General features: G+C 68.6%; 14 protein-coding genes. 9 read left to right on the forward strand and 5 right to left on the reverse strand.

Features of this window, described 5'->3' with window-relative positions; all coding sequences use genetic code 11:
• Positions 1-7: 7 nt before the first annotated feature.
• The 4 genes from NF556_RS03180 to NF556_RS03195 all read right to left on the reverse strand — a co-directional run bounded on the left by NF556_RS03180 (position 8) and on the right by NF556_RS03195 (position 4,438).
• Positions 8-829, reverse strand: a complete 822-nt coding sequence (locus tag NF556_RS03180) for an SRPBCC family protein (RefSeq protein WP_252594054.1) — start codon at positions 827-829, stop codon at positions 8-10.
• Positions 826-1,176 carry an ArsR/SmtB family transcription factor gene (locus NF556_RS03185; RefSeq protein WP_252594055.1) on the reverse strand — a complete coding sequence of 117 codons (351 nt, stop codon included), beginning with the start codon at positions 1,174-1,176 and terminating at the stop codon, positions 826-828. The genes NF556_RS03180 and NF556_RS03185 overlap by 4 nt, the downstream gene beginning before the upstream one ends.
• A 53-nt stretch (positions 1,177-1,229) precedes the next feature.
• Positions 1,230-2,906 carry an ABC-F family ATP-binding cassette domain-containing protein gene (locus NF556_RS03190; RefSeq protein ID WP_252594056.1) on the reverse strand — a complete coding sequence of 559 codons (1,677 nt, stop codon included), beginning with the start codon at positions 2,904-2,906 and terminating at the stop codon, positions 1,230-1,232.
• Positions 2,907-3,070: 164 nt separating this feature from the next.
• Complete coding sequence (locus NF556_RS03195) at positions 3,071-4,438, reverse strand: 8-oxoguanine deaminase (protein ID WP_252594057.1); 1,368 nt, start codon at positions 4,436-4,438, stop codon at positions 3,071-3,073.
• Between the two features lie 302 nt (positions 4,439-4,740).
• Between NF556_RS03195 and aceB the strand changes: the two genes are divergently transcribed.
• From aceB to NF556_RS03220, 5 genes are all read left to right on the forward strand, one after another.
• Positions 4,741-6,327 (forward strand): malate synthase A, encoded by a 1,587-nt coding sequence (gene aceB, locus NF556_RS03200; protein WP_252594058.1) that lies wholly within the window; start codon positions 4,741-4,743, stop codon positions 6,325-6,327.
• Between the two features lie 169 nt (positions 6,328-6,496).
• Positions 6,497-6,997, forward strand: a complete 501-nt coding sequence (gene uraD, locus NF556_RS03205) for a 2-oxo-4-hydroxy-4-carboxy-5-ureidoimidazoline decarboxylase (RefSeq protein WP_252594059.1) — start codon at positions 6,497-6,499, stop codon at positions 6,995-6,997.
• The gene (gene uraH, locus NF556_RS03210; RefSeq protein ID WP_252595687.1) at positions 6,991-7,347 is read left to right on the forward strand and encodes a hydroxyisourate hydrolase; all 357 of its coding nucleotides are present in this window, start codon (positions 6,991-6,993) and stop codon (positions 7,345-7,347) included. Before uraD ends, uraH begins: the two co-directional genes overlap by 7 nt.
• A gap of 1 nt (position 7,348) precedes the next feature.
• On the forward strand, positions 7,349-8,263 hold the full coding sequence (pucL, locus tag NF556_RS03215; protein WP_252594060.1) for a factor-independent urate hydroxylase: 915 nt from the start codon (positions 7,349-7,351) through the stop codon (positions 8,261-8,263).
• 106 nt (positions 8,264-8,369) lie between these two features.
• The gene (locus NF556_RS03220; protein ID WP_252594061.1) at positions 8,370-9,935 is read left to right on the forward strand and encodes a nucleobase:cation symporter-2 family protein; all 1,566 of its coding nucleotides are present in this window, start codon (positions 8,370-8,372) and stop codon (positions 9,933-9,935) included.
• Between the two features lie 13 nt (positions 9,936-9,948).
• Here NF556_RS03220 and NF556_RS03225 read toward each other — a convergent pair whose 3' ends face one another.
• A complete protein-coding gene (locus NF556_RS03225; RefSeq protein ID WP_252594062.1) occupies positions 9,949-10,707 on the reverse strand; it encodes an IclR family transcriptional regulator in 759 nt (252 codons plus the stop codon).
• Between the two features lie 164 nt (positions 10,708-10,871).
• On the opposite strand from NF556_RS03225, the gene NF556_RS03230 reads away from it, so the two are divergent.
• The 4 genes from NF556_RS03230 to NF556_RS03245 all read left to right on the forward strand — a co-directional run bounded on the left by NF556_RS03230 (position 10,872) and on the right by NF556_RS03245 (position 16,289).
• Entirely contained in the window at positions 10,872-12,179 is a 1,308-nt protein-coding gene (locus NF556_RS03230) for a DUF6986 family protein (protein WP_252594063.1), read from the forward strand.
• An 87-nt stretch (positions 12,180-12,266) separates the two neighbouring features.
• Positions 12,267-13,625, forward strand: a complete 1,359-nt coding sequence (allB, locus tag NF556_RS03235) for an allantoinase AllB (RefSeq protein ID WP_252594064.1) — start codon at positions 12,267-12,269, stop codon at positions 13,623-13,625.
• On the forward strand, positions 13,622-14,689 hold the full coding sequence (gene alc, locus NF556_RS03240; RefSeq protein WP_252594065.1) for an allantoicase: 1,068 nt from the start codon (positions 13,622-13,624) through the stop codon (positions 14,687-14,689). The genes allB and alc overlap by 4 nt, the downstream gene beginning before the upstream one ends.
• Positions 14,690-14,729: 40 nt before the next feature.
• Entirely contained in the window at positions 14,730-16,289 is a 1,560-nt protein-coding gene (locus NF556_RS03245) for a long-chain-fatty-acid--CoA ligase (protein WP_252594066.1), read from the forward strand.
• The last annotated feature ends 168 nt before the right edge of the window (positions 16,290-16,457 follow it).

Here is a 16,457-nt window from a genome sequence, read left to right on the forward strand (position 1 = left end):
CGGCTGGTCACGCGTCGCGGCGATCGGCCAGGGACGCCAGCACCTCGCGCCACCCGCGCACGGGGTTCGTGGTGTCGACGGAGGCCGTGGCGAACTCGTGCACGAGCGTGACCAGGGTGCCGCCGTCATCCTCGGCAAATGTCACCGTCACGATGTCCTCCGGTGCTGCGGGGCCGGGTGATTCCCAGCGCCAGGTCATCACGATGCGCGCGGCCTCGACCAGCTCGCGGTAGGTCCCGGTGGCGCCGAGCCCCGTCTCCCCCGAGCGGATCGCGAAACTGCCGCCGACCTGCGGGTCGACCGCATAGGTCGTGTCCATCCCGGGCCACCACCAGGTGGACAGCAGCTCGGGACTGAGCCACGCGGCATACGCCTGCCCGGGGTCGGCGGGCACCAGCTGGGTGAGGGTGATCGATGACTGCGGCAGCCGCTGGAGGTTGCCCAGCACATACTCCCAGCCCTGGCGGTAGGACTCGACCCCGTCCGGGTCGGCCACCAGGTGGGTCACCGTGACCAGAGTGCCGCCGCCCTGCTCGGTGAGGTCAACGCGCACCGACTCCTCCGGGCCCGCGGTGTCCCCATCCAGCCAGGTCCAGGTGAGCTCCAGGAGCGTGGGTGCCTCGAGTCGGGTGAACGTCCCCCTGACCCCTATGCCGGCGCCCTGCGACTCGACGAGGTAACTGCCCCCGACTCGGCCGTCCACCGCGTACGTGGTGTCGCCGATCTTGACCCACCACCACCGGGACATGCCCTCGGGAGTCAGCCATGCGGCATACACCTCGTGGGGCTGGGCCGGGACGTGTTGGGTGATCACGAGTTCCTGCGTCATGGCGTCTCCTTGGGTGGGGTCGGGGAGGGCTCCGGCGCAAAGGAATTGGCCAGGTTGCCCAGTTGTGCGGCCCAGAAGGTGCGCGTGCGGTGCAGCCAGTCCTCGGCGGACTGCAGGGGTGCGCGCTGCAGGTGCACCGTGACCGTCCGCCCCGCCTTGGTGCGGCTCACCAGCCCGGCGGACTCGAGGACGGCGAGGTGTTTGAGGGTGCCCGGCAGTGAGATCGGCAGCTGGGCAGCGAGCTCGGACACGGTGCGGTCGCGTTGCGCGAGGAGGTCGACGATGAGTGCCCGCCGCGGGTCGCCGAGCGCCGCGAAGACGGTCGTGTCGACCTGTTGGTTAACCATATGGTTAACGGTATGCCGAGGGGGCGGCTCCGCGCAAGGGGTGGGCTTGTGCGTCAGGTCGGTGAGGCGTCGAGCTCGGTCAGCTGCCCCTGCTCCATGCGCCACCGGCGGGTCGCGCGGACGGTGTCCAGCATCCGGCGGTCGTGCGTCACCAGCAGCAGCGTGCCGTCAAAGGACTCGACCGCCTGCTCCAGCTGCTCGATGGCCGGCAGGTCGAGGTGGTTTGTTGGCTCGTCGAGGACCAGCAGGTTGACGCCGCGGGCCTGCAGGAGGGCCAGGGTGGCGCGGGTCCGCTCACCGGGGGACAGCGAGTCCGCCGACCGCGTGGCGTGCTCGCCGCCCAGCCCGAACTTGGCGAGCAGGGTGCGCACGTCGGCCTCGGACAAGTCCGGCACCAGCCTGCCGAACGCCCGCGGCAGCGGGTCGGGCACCTCGAAGAGTGTCCGGGCCTGGTCCACCTCGCCGATCTCGACGCCCGACCCCAGGGACGCGCGACCTCCGGCCGGTGGCGTGCGGCCGAGGAGGAGCCCCAGCAGCGTGGTCTTGCCGGAGCCGTTGGCGCCGGTGATCACGATCCGGTCGCCGGCATCGACCTGCGCCGTGACCGGCCCGAGCGTGAAGTCACCGTGGTGCACGGTCGCCGCGTCGAGGGTGGCCACCACCGTGCCCGACCGCGGAGCCTGGGCGATCGACAGCTGCAGCTGCCACTCCTTGCGGGGCTCCTCGACGACCTCCAGTCGCTCGATGGCGCGCTCGCTCTGGCTGACCTTCGCCGCCTGCTTCTCCGAGCGCGCGGCCTTGGCTGCGATGATCGACTTGTCGCTGTCGCGCGCCTTCTTGCGGGCGTTGCGCACGCCCTTGTCCACCCACTGTTTCTGCATCTGGGCGCGCTGTTGCAGGGCCCCCAGCCGGTCGGCATACGCGTCATAGGCCCCTCGTGCGCGGCTGCGCGCGATCGCCCGCTCCGCCAGGAAGGCCTCGTAGCCTCCGTCGAAGACGCTGATCTGCCGCTGGGCCAGGTCGAGCTCGATGATGCCGGTGACGCACCGCGCCAGGAACTCGCGGTCGTGACTGACGATCACCAACGGCGAGCGGGACTGGTGCACAAAGGTCTCCAGCCGCTCGAGGCCAGCCAGGTCGAGGTCGTTGGTCGGCTCGTCGAGCAGCACGACGTCATAACGCTGCAGGAGCAGCGCGAGCAGGCCGACCCGCGCAGCCTCACCGCCGGACAGCGTCGTCAGGTGTGCGTCGAGTGGCACCTGCAGTCCGAGGTCGGCTGCCGCTGCGGGCAGGCGGTCATCGAGGTCGCCGCCGCCCAGGGCGAGCCAGCGGTCGAGCGCGGCGGTGTAACGGTCCGCGACGCTGGGCCCGCCCGCGGCGGAGCCGGGGTCGGACGCCATCGCCTCGGCGGCGGACTCCATCTCGGTTGCCGCTGCAGCCACGCCCGTGCGGCGGTGCACGAAGGTGCGGACGTCCTCGCCGGCGAGCCGCTCGGGCTCCTGCGCGAGATGGCCGACGGTGGCGTCGGGCGGGGACAGGATCGTGCGGCCACTCATCTCTGCCGACCCCGGCTGCCCGGCGAGGGCCGCCAGGAGCGTCGACTTGCCGGCTCCGTTGGCTCCGACGAGCCCCCAGACATCACCGGGTGCAATCGTGACGGACAGGTCCGTGAACAGTTGTCGGGCGCCGTGGGCTGCGCCGACGTCGACGACCTGCAGGGTGGCCGGCACGAGGGCTCCTGATCTGTGGGTGGGCGGTGCGACGAGGCGCCGGAGAGGATGGACGCAGGATACGGTCCTGGTCTGGGGACGCTGTGACACCTGGCCAACTCGGCTGTCCCTCAGGGGAACCCGTCCTCGGGGGCTGCCCCACGGCATACGGTTGGTGGGGTGACTCAGCCCGCGACCAGGGTGCGGGCGAGCGCACTGTGCTCGGCGATCAGGGCTGGCACGTCCAGGTCCGCGATGGCGCCATCGATGACCCGCCATGCCCCGCCGACCATCACCCGGTCGGCCCGGTGCGCCCCGCACAGCAGCAGCGCGGCGAGGGGGTCATGGCTGCCGGAGAACTGCAGGCCGTCGAGCCGGAACATGGCCAGGTCCGCCTGCTGGCCGACGGCCAGGTCACCCACGTCACTGCGGCCCAGCGCCCGTGCCGAGCCCCTGGTGGCCCAGGTCAGGGCCCGCTCGGTGGTGACCTGTTCCGCGCCATAGCGCAGGCGCTGCAGATACATCGCCTGGCGCACCTCGAGGATCATGTTGGAGGCATCGTTGGAGGCCGAGCCGTCCACGCCGAGTCCCACGGGAGCGCCGGCGGCCTCGAGCTCCACGGCTCGGCAGATCCCGGAGGCAAGACGCATGTTGGAGGTTGGGCAGTGGGTCACCGCCGTGCCGGCCGCTCCGAGGCGGGCCACCTCCTCGTCGTTGAAGTGGATCCCGTGACCCAGCCAGGTCCGGTCGCTGAGCCAGCCCACCGAGTCCAGATAGTCGACCGTGCGCAGCCCGAAGCGCTCCAGGCAGAAGTCCTCCTCATCGATCGTCTCGGCGAGGTGGGTGTGCAGGCGCACGTCGTTGGTGGCAGCCAGTTGGGCCGTCTCGGACATGATCGAGGTGGTCACCGAGAAGGGGGAGCACGGGGCCAACGCGATCTGGATCATCGCTCCGGCTCCCCGCTCGTGATAGGTGTCGATGAGGCGCTGACAGTCGGCGAGGATGACGTCCGGGTCCTGCACGGTGGACTGTGGGGGGAGCCCGCCATCGGCCTCGCCAAGGGTCATCGATCCACGGGTGAGGGTGGCGCGCATCCCCAGTGAGCGGGCCGCCTCGACCTGGATGTCGATCGAGTCCTCCATCCCGTCGGGGAACAGGTAGTGGTGGTCGGCGGCCGTGGTGCATCCGGAGAGCAGCAGCTCGGCCATCGCGACCTTCGTCGCGAGCTCCAGCGCGCGAGGAGTGAGTCGAGCCCACACGGGATAGAGGTTCACCAGCCACGGGAACAGGGGCACGTTGACGACGGGGGCCCAGGCCCTGGTGAGGGTTTGGTAGAAGTGGTGGTGGGTGTTGATGAGCCCGGGGATGACCACGTGCTCGGAGGCGTCGAGCGTCGCGTCCGGGGTCGTGCCGGGCCGGGCGCCGGTGGGCACGAGCTCCAGGACGGTGCCGGTGTCAGTGTCGACGACGACGCCGCCGGCAGCGCCGCCGTCGAGGTCGGCTGCTGTGCCGGTGAAGATGGCCTGCGGGTGGGAGAGCCAGAGAGAAGCCACGAGAGCGCCTTTCGTCCTGCGAAACGTCGGCGGTCACCGGGGCAGCGACCAGGCCGCCAGCTCAGTGAGGTCCTGTCTGCTGATCCAGGAGCCTGTCGCGCAGTCCGCGGACGGATGCGACAGGTGGCAGGAACCGTAGCACCGCGGTGCGGGCCGTGGCCATGGTTGACGGCGATCGGTTGACGGCGATGGTTGACGGCGATCTGTCGCTGGTGCAACGATGGTTCGAGATCCCATCATGAGGAATATGAATTTCGCCAGATGGAATCAAGTCACTGATTGCCCTCGACGAAGGAGTCCCTATGAGTGTCGTGTCCGGAGTTGAGATCACCGGTGACCTCCCCGACCGTGCCGAACGGGTGCTGACCGCGGCCGCGCTGGAACTGATCGCCAACCTGCACCGCCAGCTCGGTGCCCGTCGTCTGGAGCTCCTGGCCGCGCGCGCAGACCGGGTTCGCGCTCTCGAGGCGGGCGGCACGCTCGACTTCCTGCCGGAGACCGCCCACATCCGGGCCGACGAGTCCTGGCGAGTGGCCCCACCTGCCCCTGGTCTGCTGGACCGTCGGGTGGAGATCACTGGCCCCACGGACCAGAAGATGACGATCAACGCCCTGAACTCTGGCGCCAAGGTGTGGTTGGCCGATCAGGAGGATGCCAACACGCCGCACTGGGCATCCGTGATCGGCGGTCAGCTCAACCTGCTGGACGCGATCGAGCGCACCATCGACTACACGGCCGAGACCGGCAAGTCCTATGCCCTCAAACCGGATGACGAGCTGGCCACGATCGTTGTGCGCCCACGCGGCTGGCACCTGCCGGAGAAGCACATCACGGTCGATGGCGAGATCGTGTCCGGATCGTTGGTGGACTTTGCGCTCTATCTGGCGACGGCCGGGCTGCGGCAGATCGACAAGGGCCTCGGGCCCTACTTCTATCTGCCCAAGATGGAGTCGCACCTCGAGGCGCGTCTGTGGAATGACGCGTTCGTCATCGCCCAGGACGCACTGGGCATCCCCCAGGGGACCATCCGCGCCACCGTGCTCATCGAGACCTATCCCGCGGCGTTTGAGATGGAGGAGATCCTCTATGAGCTCCGCGAGCACTCGGCCGGTCTGAATGCCGGGCGCTGGGACTACATGTTCTCGGTCATCAAGTCGTTCCGGACGCGGGGTGCGGAGTTCCTGCTCCCTGACCGCAACTCGGTGACGATGACCGTGCCCTTCATGCAGGCCTACTCCGAGCTGTTGGTGCAGACCTGCCACCGGCGTGGGGCGCACGCCATCGGCGGGATGGCCGCCTTCATCCCCTCGCGCGACCCGGAGGTCAACGAGGCGGCGTTCGAGAAGGTCCGCGCGGACAAGGCGCGCGAGGTGAACCAGGGTTTTGATGGGTCGTGGGTGGCCCACCCCGGCATGGTGGAGCTGTGCGCGGAGGTCTTCACTGGTGTCCTCGGCGATGCTCCACACCAGATCGAGGTCACTCGGGACGACGTGGACGTCAGCGCGGCCGACCTGCTGAACGTTTCTGCGACACCGGGGGACGTCACGGAGCAGGGGCTGCGCTCAAACATCTCGGTGGGCATCCAGTATCTGCAGTCGTGGCTTGCCGGGGTGGGAGCAGTGGCGATCAATGACCTCATGGAGGATGCGGCCACTGCCGAGATCTCCCGATCCCAGGTGTGGCAGTGGTTGCACAACGACATCACCCTGGCTGACACCGGTGAGCGCGTCACCCGTGACCTGATTGACCGTCTCGTGACGGAGGAGGTCGCCGCGCTCGACGGTGATCCGGACGATTATGCGGAGGCGCGCCGGACCTTTCTGGACGTGGCTGTCGCCGACGACTACGCCGACTTCCTCACCCTGCCCGCCTACGAGCGCATGCCCTGACGATGCGGCCGCACATGCCCTTCGTGGCGAACCGCGCCCTGGGGTCGGCCCCGGAGGGCTGCTGCCCCCCGGAGTGCTTGACAGCCTCCGGGTCGGCTAGTAACTTGCGTTCAGCAAAAGTTGGATTCCGACATGTGGAAGTTCACCGAGAAGAATCAGGCACACAGCAATGACGCTTGCCGAGTTCAATGAGGCGCCGCACGAGCAGGCACTGGCCCAGTTGCGTGCCTGCGCGGACGTGGAGCGTTGGGCCGTGGCTGTGACGGAGGGGCGGCCCTACGGCAGCGTGGCGGAGGCGCTCGAGGCCGCCCGCACCGGCGCCAACCCCTGGACCGATGAGGAGATCGACGCGGCCCTCGCTCGCCACCCGAGGATCGGTGAGCGGGCCCACGGTCCCGGGGCCGACGCCTCCATGTCCCGCCGGGAGCAGTCCGGGCTGGACCCCGATGCCCAGGTGCAGGAGCGTCTGCGCGCGGGCAACGTGGCCTATGAGGAGCGGTTCGGGCACGTGTTCCTGATCCGGGCTGCTGGCCGGAGCGCCGACCAGATCCTCGCGGCCCTCGACGAGCGACTCACCCACACCCCCGAGACCGAGCGGCGCATTGCCGCAGAGCAGCTCCGCGAGATCGCTGTGCTGCGCCTGGAAGCCATCCTGGAGGGAACATCCTGATGTCCCACATCACCACCCACGTCCTCGACACTGCAGTCGGCCGCCCTGCCGCGGGTCTTGACGTGGTCCTGCAAGTCGAGTCCTCCGGGGAGCCGGCCGGGCCCCGGTGGGTTGAGGTTGCCACCGGCACCACCGACGCCGACGGCCGCATCACCGACCTGGGGCCGGATTCCCTGTCCGAGGGCACCTACCGACTCACCTTTGCCACCGCGGACTATTTCGATGCCCAGGGCGTCGACGCGTTCTATCCGGAGGTCACCGTGGCCTTCCGAGTGACCAGTGCCGATCAGCACTACCACGTGCCGGTGTTGCTGAGTCCATTCGCCTACTCCACCTACCGAGGGAGCTGACATGCCCACCACCAGCACGACCAGTGACATCGCCATCCTGGGCGAGAATCAGTATGGCAAGGCCGAGGTCCGACTGGTCCGCATCGAGCGGGAGACCCCGCGTCACGAGATCACCGACCTCAACGTGTCCTCGCAGTTGCGGGGCGACCTCGACGCCATCCACACCGAGGGTGACAACGCGCACTGTGTGGCCACCGACTCCCAGAAGAACACCGTCTACTCCCTGGCCCGAGACGGCGTCGGCACCCCGGAGGAGTTCGCGCTCCGACTGGGCGAGCACTTCACCTCCACCTACGGCTGGATCACTGGTGGGCGCTGGGAGATCGAGAAATACACCTGGGTGCGGATCCCCACCTCAGACGGCGAGCACGACCACTCGTTCGTGCGCGGTGGCACCGAGGTCCGCACCGCGGTCGTGCAGCGCGACGGGGACGAGGTCTTCGTCGTGGCCGGACTGCAGGACCTCACCGTGCTGAAGTCCACTGCGTCCGAGTTTGTCGGCTTCACCCGCGACTCCTACACCACCCTGCCGGAGGCGACGGACCGGATCCTGGCCACCGACGTGAAGGCGCGGTGGCGCTACACCCGCACGGACCTGGACTTCGACGCCGTCTTTGACGATGTCCGTCGCATCATGCTGGAACAGTTCGCCACGCAGCACTCATATGCGCTGCAGCAGACGCTCTATCAGATGGGGGTGGCGGTCCTGGAAGAACACCCAGAGATCGCCGAGCTCAAGTTCTCGATGCCCAACAAGCACCACTTCCTGGTCGATCTGAGCCCCTTCGGTCAGGACAACCCGAACGTCGTCTTCTTTGCAGCAGACCGCCCGTACGGGCTGATCGAGGCCACCGTCCAGCGCAAGGACGCACAGCCCGAACCGCGCGCCTGGGCCACGGTCACCGGCTTCTGCTGAGGGGCACTTCACAGGACCGCAACAAGCCCCCCGCCCGGGGCGCGAAGGACCACATCTCGGCAACGGCCCACCAGGGCCCCCCAACTCAAAGGTGAGTGTGAACGTCATGGCGGCAAGCGACTCCACCAGATCCACCAACCCCGCTCGGCCCGAGGACGAACGTCTGCCGATTGGCACGTCATTCGCCTATGGCCTCCAACACGTCCTGACCATGTATGGCGGCATCATCGCGGTGCCCCTCATCATTGGGGGCGCGGCCGGGGTGACGCCCGAGGAGATCGGGCTCCTGATCGCCTCCTGCCTGTTCATCGGTGGTTTGGCGACCATCCTGCAGTCCTTCGGCGTCCCCTTCTTCGGGTCTCAGTTGCCCCTTGTGCAGGGCGTCTCCTTCGCGGGTGTGGCCACCATGTTGGCGATCCTGGACAGCGGCGGCGGCCTGACCGACGTCTTCGGTGCCGTGATCGTCGCCTCGCTGATCGGACTGCTGATCGCGCCCTTCTTCGCTCAGATCATTCGATTCTTCCCACCGGTGGTGACCGGCGTGGTGATCACGACCATCGGCCTCACGCTGATGCCGGTCGCCGCTAACTGGGCGATGGGTGGCAACAACACCGCGGACGACTACGGCAGCATGGCCAACGTCGGACTGGCCGGGCTCACTCTCGCCATCGTGCTCGTGCTGTCCAAGGTGAACAGTGCCGCCATCTCCCGGCTGTCCATCCTGCTCGCCATCGTGCTGGGCACCATCGTGGCTGCGGTGCTCGGCATGGCGGACTTCTCGCAGGTGACCGAGGGCTCGTTGGTCGCCTTCCCGACGCCGTTCGCGTTCGGTTGGCCCACCTTCGACGTTGCGGCCATCGTGTCCATGTTCATCGTGATCATCGTGACGATGACGGAGACGACCGCGGACATTCTCGCCGTCGGTGAGATCGTCAAGACCAAGGTGAAGTCCCGCCGGATCGCGGACGGCCTCCGGGCGGACATGCTGTCCTCCGCGGTGGCTCCGGTGTTCAACTCGTTCCCACAGACGGCCTTTGCCCAGAACGTGGGCCTGGTCGCGATCACCGGTGTGAAGAGCCGGTTCGTGGTCTCCGCCGGTGGCGTGATCCTCGTGGTGCTCGGGCTGTTCCCTGTGGTCGGCCGACTCGTCGCGGCGATCCCGACCCCGGTGCTCGGTGGCGCTGGAGTGGTGCTGTTCGGCACAGTGGCTGCGGCGGGAATCCGCACCCTGGCGAAGGTCAAGTACGAGAACAACATGAACCTGATCATCGTGGCCGTGTCCCTGGGGTTCGGGCTCGTTCCCGTGGTCCAGCCGACCTTCTATGACGCGTTCCCGGACTGGTTCACGATCATCTTCCACTCCGGGATCAGCTCGGCCGCCCTCATGGCCGTGGTGTTGAACATCGTGTTCAACCACATCCAGGCGGGCAACACCGAGCAGTCCTCGGTGTTCGTGGAGGGCACCGAGCTGCGCCTGTTGAAGCGCGTCGAGCTCGAGGCGCTGCATGACGGCGACACGATGGTGGACGGCAAGCTCATCGACGCGGACGGTGAGGAGGTTCCCGTGGTCGACGATGGCGACTACGACGATGTGGTGCGCAAGGTCGAGGCCGGCGAGATCACGAGCCGGGACGAGCTCAAGAGGTCCTATGGAGCGAACGGTCAGGACTGATCCGGTCCTCAGATCAGACGAGTTCCTTGGCGAGCTCCGCCGCGGTCCGGTGCAGCACGGGCACAGCGGTCTCGGCGAAGTCGTGACCCACCCGGGCCGACGGGCCGGAGATGGACAGCGCCGTGGGCGTGGGTGCGCCCGGCACAGCGACGGCAAAGCAGCGCACGCCGAGCTCCTGCTCGCCGTCATCAACGGCATAGCCACGCTCGCGGACGGCAGCCAACTCGGCCAGCAGCAGGTCGGAGTCGGTCATCGTCTGTGGCGTGATGGCCGGCATCCCCACCCGCGCCACGATCTCCAGGACGGTGGCATCGGGGAGCTGGGCCAGGACCGCCTTGCCCACACCGGTGGCGTGGGTGTAGACGCGCCGGCCCACTTCGGTGAAGGTGCGCATGGAGTGCCGCGAGGCTGCCTGTGCCACGTAGACAGCCATGTCCCGGTCGATCATCGCCAGGTTTGCGGTCTCGCCGAGCTCGGCTGCCAGCGCCGTGAGATAGGGGCGGGCACCAGCTCCGAGCTGTCGTCCCGCGCTCTCGCCGAGCCTGATCAGGCGCGGCCCCAGGGTGTAGCGGCGGGACGGAAGTTGGCGCACATAGCCGCGGGAGAGCAGCGTGCGCATCAGGCGGTGGATCGTGGGCAACGGCAGGTTGGTGCTGGCAGCGAGCTCAGAGAGAGCCGACTCACCACCGGCGTCGGCCATCAACTCCAGCAACTCGATCGCGCGGTCCACCGACTGCACCTGATTGCTCGCCGGCTTGTCAGGCGGAGCCATCGATGGCGTCTTCGGCGTTGCCGGCGTGCTCACGTGCTGCCTCCTGTGAGGTGCGTTAGGGCGCTTCTGTGCCACGAGACAGAGGGCTTCCAACGGTCAACTTTATCATCTATGCTTCCGCTCAGTGAAAGCGCTAATCCGGATAGCGAGAGATGGGATCCCTGATGGCCCGGTCCAGAGACAGTGCGGGGCAGACTCTCTCCGCCGCCACGGCGCAGGCGATCGAGGACCTGCTCGCCGGACCGGATGCCGAGTCCGCCGAGCGCTATCCGGGAGACTCCGGAGCACGTCAACCGGTGCACACGGTCTATGTTCCGGGGGATCGCTACACCCAGGACCTGCCCGTCCGGTGGGGAGAGGCCGCGAAGGCGGCGCTTGAGGCGGCCGGTGGCATCGACCACCTGCTCGAGCTGCACGCCAGCGTTGGGTCCGCGCCCACGCTGGATGGCGAGGTCAGCTCTGCCTCCCGCGAGCGTGCCCTGATCGCCGAACTGGTCCTTGCCAAGCTCGACGCCGAGCCGATCGAGGACCTCCGGATCGACTTTGAGGACGGCTACGGCGACCGTGGCGACGAGGAGGACGGCCACGTCCGGGCCGCGGCCCGCGCCGTCGCTGCTGCCGCGGAGCAGGGGCAGTTGCCGCCGTTCATCGGGATCCGGTTCAAGTGCCTCGAGCCCCGCACCCGGGTCCGGGGACTGCGCACCCTGGCCCTGTTTCTGGGGGAGCTGGCCAGCGCCGGGCCGTTGCCCGACGGGCTCGTCCTCACCCTCCCAAAGGTCACCACGGTGGCTCAGGTGCAGGCGATGGTGCTGGCCTGCGCCGACCTGGAGACCCAGCTCGGACTGCCCGAGGGGCGGCTGCGGTTCGAGATCCAGGTGGAGACGCCGCAAGCCGTGCTCGGCGCAGACGGCACTGCCCTGATCGCGCCGATGCTGCACGCAGGGCAGGGGCGGGTCAGCGGGCTGCACTACGGCACCTATGACTACTCGGCCTCCCTCGGCATCGCCGCTGCGGATCAGAGCATGGAGCATCCCGCGGCCGATCACGCCAAGGCCGTGATGCAGCTCGCCGCCGCTGACACCGGCGTGCGCCTCAGCGATGGATCCACCAACGTGCTGCCGGTGGGGGACCCCGCGGGCGTGGATGCGGCGTGGGCCCTGCACGGTCGGCTGGTGGCACGTTCCCTGCACCGTGGCTATTACCAGGGCTGGGACCTGCACCCGGCGCAGTTGCCGAGCCGGTTCGCGGCCACCTATGCCTACTTCCGGGAGTCCGCGCCCGCCGCCGTGGCTCGCCTGGGCGCCTATCTCGGTCATCAGGAGGGCGCCGTCCTCGACGAACCAGCCACCGCCAAGGCACTCGCTGGGTTCGTGCTCCGAGGCCTGGACTGTGGAGCGCTGGCTCCCGCCGACCTCGACGGACTCGACCGGGCACAGTTGGCGCACCTGGCCCATCCCGGAGGAGCCGTATGACGTCAGGTCAGCCAGTGCACCACCTCGGCGGAGCGCTTCGGCACCGGTGGGATGGGTGGGCCCGGATGGAGGGTCGGAGGCTCCCTCATGGCTGAGCGTCATGACCTGGTGGTCTGCGCCGAGCGGGTGCTCGCCGAGGGAGTCTCGCGCGAGAGCGACGGCTTCGTCCCACTGGAGATTGGCATCCGCGACGGCGTGATCACCACGCTGGCCCCGTTGGGGGCAGGTCTCGCTGGCGCTCAGGTCCGCACCCTGGCCGCAGACGAGGTGCTGCTCCCGGGACTGGTGGACTCCCACGTGCACATCAACGAGCCGGGGCGCACCGACTGGGAGGGATTCGACTCCGCGACCCGCGCGGCCGCGGCCGGTGGGGTCACCACGGTCATCGACATGCCCCTGAACTCGATCCCGCCCACGGTCACCACCGCCGCGTTGGCGACGAAGATCGCCGCCAGTGACGGCATACGGCATGTGGACGTGGGCTTCTGGGGCGGAGCGGTGCCCGGCAACACCGCGGACCTGGCGCCGTTGCACGAGGCCGGCGTCTTCGGCTTCAAGTCCTTCCTGCTGCCCTCCGGCGTCGATGAGTTCCCCGCCCTGGACGCCGACGAGCTCGAGGTCGACCTGCACGAGCTCGCCGGCCTCGACGCGCTGATGGTCGTGCACGCGGAGGATGCCGAGGTGATCGAGCATGCCCCGCCCGCACACGGGCCGGACTACGCAGACTTCCTGGCCTCCCGCCCGCGTGCCGCAGAGAACCGCGCCATCGCCGTGGTGATCGAGGCGGCCCGGCGCACCGGTGCTCGGGTGCACATCCTGCACCTGAGCTCCTCGGATGCCCTGGGCCTCATCGCCGACGCCCGGCGCGACGGCGTGCACCTGAGCGTGGAGACCTGCCCGCACTACCTCACCCTCACAGCGGAGGACGTTCCGGCCGGAGCCACCACCTACAAGTGCTGTCCACCCATCCGGGAGCGTGCCAACCAGGACCTCCTGTGGGCGGCGCTCGCCGAGGGCACCATCGATGCTGTCGTGTCCGACCACTCGCCGTCCACCGCGGATCTCAAGCAGTTGGACACCGGCGACTTCGGGCAGGCGTGGGGCGGTGTGGCCTCGCTCCAGCTGGGGCTCCCGGTCATGTGGACGGCTGCCCGCGAGCGGGGCATCGGCCTCGACCAGGTGGTGCGCTGGCTGTCCGCTGGCCCCGCGCATGTTGCGGGCCTTGCGCGCAAGGGCAGGATCGCTGTGGGCGCGGATGCCGACCTGGTCGTCTTTGCACCGGAGCAGACGTTTGTGGTGGATCCGGCCACCCTGGAGCACAAGAACCACCTCACCGCCTACGCCGGCCGCACGCTCGCTGGGGTCGTGCGCACCACTGTGCTGCGCGGCACCGAGGTGGACTTCCGCACACCGCGAGGAGCACTGCTCCGGAGAGGACACGCATGACCAACCACCCAGACCGGCCCGAGGACTCCTCGGACACACCTGAGTTCCTCACCTATCCCGACCTGGCGTCCCGGGCCCTGGCCGGGTCCGTCGTCGCGGCCAATGACGAGCTGTTCGCCCAGCGGGAAAACCTGATCAGTGCGCACCAACCAGCGTTTGACCCGGCAGACTTCGGCCACAAGGGCAAGGTCTATGACGGGTGGGAGACCCGGCGTCGACGTGACGATGGCAATGACTGGGCCATCGTGCGACTCGGCGTGCCAGGCGTGGTCCATGGCCTGGTCGTGGACACGGCCTGGTTCCGTGGGAACTATCCGCCGTTCGTGTCGGTGGAGGCCGTCGCCATGGACGGCTATCCCAGCGTGCCCGAGCTGCTCGAGGCAGACTGGCACACGCTGCTGCCGCGCAGTGACGCCCGCGGAGACGCCCCGAACTACTACGCGGTGGACTCCGACCGACGCTGGACGCACGTGCGCCTGTCGATCTATCCCGACGGCGGTGTGGCCCGCTTCCGCGTGCACGGTGAGGCCGTCCCGGACCCAGACTTCCTGGTCGGCACCATCGACCTCGCCGCGGCCGAGAACGGCGGTCGTCTCGCCTTCGCGTCGGACGCCTTTTACTCCTCGCCAGCCGCAATCATCCTGCCGGGGCGTGCGCGGAACATGGGGGAGGGGTGGGAAAACGCCCGGCGTCGAGGCCCCGGGAACGACTACGCCATCTTCACGCTCGCCCACCGCGGCGCCATCAGGCACGTTGAGGTGGACACCAGTTACTACGTGGGCAACGCCCCCGGCTGGGTCCGGCTCAGTGCCGTCGATCTTCCCTCCGGCGCGGACCTGGACACCGGTGCTGACTCCGGGCCCGGGTGGACCGACCTGCTCGCCCGGACCGCCGTGCAGCCCGACACCCGGCACCGGTTTCTGGTGGACGCGGCGGTCCCGGCCACGCACCTGCGTCTGGACGTCTATCCAGATGGTGGCCTGAGCCGACTGCGTGCGTGGGGAGAGCTCTCAGCGGAGGACCTGGAGAGCGCCCGCCTGCGCTATGACCAGACACGGCCCTGAAAGGCTAGCCTCGCGGACGAGGTGCCAGTAGGTTTTCGGCATGTCGAACCTCTCCGCTCTGCTCGAAGGCTCAGCCGCCCAGTATCCGACCCGTGATGCCCTCGTGCTGGGGGACACCCGCCTCAGTTATGCGCAGGTGAATGGTGCCGCCAATCAGGTGGCGAACTACCTGGTCGCGCAGGGGATCGGCCCCGGGGACAAGGTGGCCCTGACCTGCCCGAACCTGCCGTTCTTTCCGATCGTCTACTACGGCATCCTCAAGGCTGGTGCAACCGTCGTCCCGCTCAACGTCCTGCTCAAGGCGCGGGAGGTGGCCTATCACCTGGCGGACTCGGACGCGCAGGCCTATTTTTGCTTCGAGGGCACCCCGGACCTGCCGATGGCTCAGGAGGGAGCGGCCGCCTTCGAGCAGACCCCGGGCTGTGAGCACCTCATCGTGATCACCGCAGACCCGGCCGCGCCGTCGCCGGTCGAGGGTGCGAGCACCCTGGGCGCCGCGATGACGGATCAGCTCCCGACCTTTGACACCCACCAGGCCTCCGACGACGACACGGCCGTCATCCTCTACACCTCGGGCACGACCGGCCAGCCCAAGGGCGCCGAGCTCACACACGCCAACATGACGTCCAATGCACTGGTCGGCAAGGCCCTCTTCAAAGCGGATGCGGAGAGCCCGGACACCTATCTGTGTGTTCTGCCGTTGTTCCACTCCTTCGGGCAGACCGTCATCCAGAACGGCGCCTTCGCCTTCGGGGGCACCGTCGTGCTGCTCCCGCGCTTCGAGGCGCAGGCGGCGCTCGGGCTCATGCTCAAGGAGCAGGTGACCTTCTTCGCCGGCGTCCCGACGATGTATTGGGCGCTGCTCGGCTCGCTCGACGACTCCGTCGATGTCGGCTCGATCGCCAAGAACCTGCGCGTCGCCGCGGCGGGCGGGTCAGCCCTGCCCGGTGAGGTGCACAAGGCGTTCGCCGAGCGGTTCGGTGTCACGATCCTGGAGGGCTACGGGCTCTCTGAGACCTCGCCGGTCGCCTCCTTCTCCGTCTTCGGCGAGGAACCGCGGGTCGGGTCGGTCGGAGTGCCGATCCCGGACGTGCAGATGCGCCTCATCAACTCCGACTGGTCCGAGGTGGACCGGTCCTCGGACCCGGACGCGGTGGGTGAGATCGCGATCAAGGGGCCGAACATCATGAAGGGTTACTACGACCGCCCTGAGGCAACCACGGAGGCCATCCACGATGGGTGGTTCCGCAGCGGGGACCTGGGCCGCAAGGACGCCGATGGTTACTACTTCATCGTCGACCGGTCCAAGGACATGATCATCCGCGGCGGCTACAACGTCTATCCGCGCGAGATCGAGGAGATTCTGATGACGCACCCGGCCGTCTCGCTGGCGGCAGTGATCGGCGTGCCGCACGAGAGCCTCGGCGAGGAGATCAAGGCGTTCGTAATCCCGGAGAAGGGCGCCCAGGTGACCAGCGAGGAGCTCGTGGCCTGGGGCAAGGAGCAGTTCGCCGCGTTCAAGTATCCGCGCCAGGTCGAGATCGTGCCGGACCTGCCGATGACCGCGACGGGCAAGATCCTCAAGCGCGAGCTCGACTGAGCGCTGGGTGCTGGCGCGGCGCCCGGCCGGCTCGCGCAGACCCGGCCGGCTCGCGCTGCACCGTCCTCCGGGTGCCGTCACCCGCATCGGGTGTGCACAGCAACAGGCAACGTGGACGCTGGCGGGCACGTGCGGCGCCGTGACCTGCACCGATGCGCACGGGTCTGT

It is taken from the genome of Ornithinimicrobium faecis, from assembly GCF_023923225.1.
GTDB lineage: Bacteria > Actinomycetota > Actinomycetes > Actinomycetales > Dermatophilaceae > Ornithinicoccus > Ornithinicoccus faecis.

Coding starts and splice junctions, on each gene's coding strand:
- NF556_RS03180 (WP_252594054.1), bottom strand. CDS start 829: ATGACGCAGGAACTCGTGATCACCCAACACGTCCCGGCCCAGCCCCAC.
- NF556_RS03230 (WP_252594063.1), top strand. CDS start 10,872: ATGGCCCGGTCCAGAGACAGTGCGGGGCAGACTCTCTCCGCCGCCACG.
- aceB (WP_252594058.1), top strand. CDS start 4,741: ATGAGTGTCGTGTCCGGAGTTGAGATCACCGGTGACCTCCCCGACCGT.
- NF556_RS03225 (WP_252594062.1), bottom strand. CDS start 10,707: ATGGCTCCGCCTGACAAGCCGGCGAGCAATCAGGTGCAGTCGGTGGAC.
- allB (WP_252594064.1), top strand. CDS start 12,267: ATGGCTGAGCGTCATGACCTGGTGGTCTGCGCCGAGCGGGTGCTCGCC.
- alc (WP_252594065.1), top strand. CDS start 13,622: ATGACCAACCACCCAGACCGGCCCGAGGACTCCTCGGACACACCTGAG.
- pucL (WP_252594060.1), top strand. CDS start 7,349: ATGCCCACCACCAGCACGACCAGTGACATCGCCATCCTGGGCGAGAAT.
- NF556_RS03185 (WP_252594055.1), bottom strand. CDS start 1,176: ATGGTTAACCAACAGGTCGACACGACCGTCTTCGCGGCGCTCGGCGAC.
- uraD (WP_252594059.1), top strand. CDS start 6,497: ATGACGCTTGCCGAGTTCAATGAGGCGCCGCACGAGCAGGCACTGGCC.
- NF556_RS03245 (WP_252594066.1), top strand. CDS start 14,730: ATGTCGAACCTCTCCGCTCTGCTCGAAGGCTCAGCCGCCCAGTATCCG.
- NF556_RS03220 (WP_252594061.1), top strand. CDS start 8,370: ATGGCGGCAAGCGACTCCACCAGATCCACCAACCCCGCTCGGCCCGAG.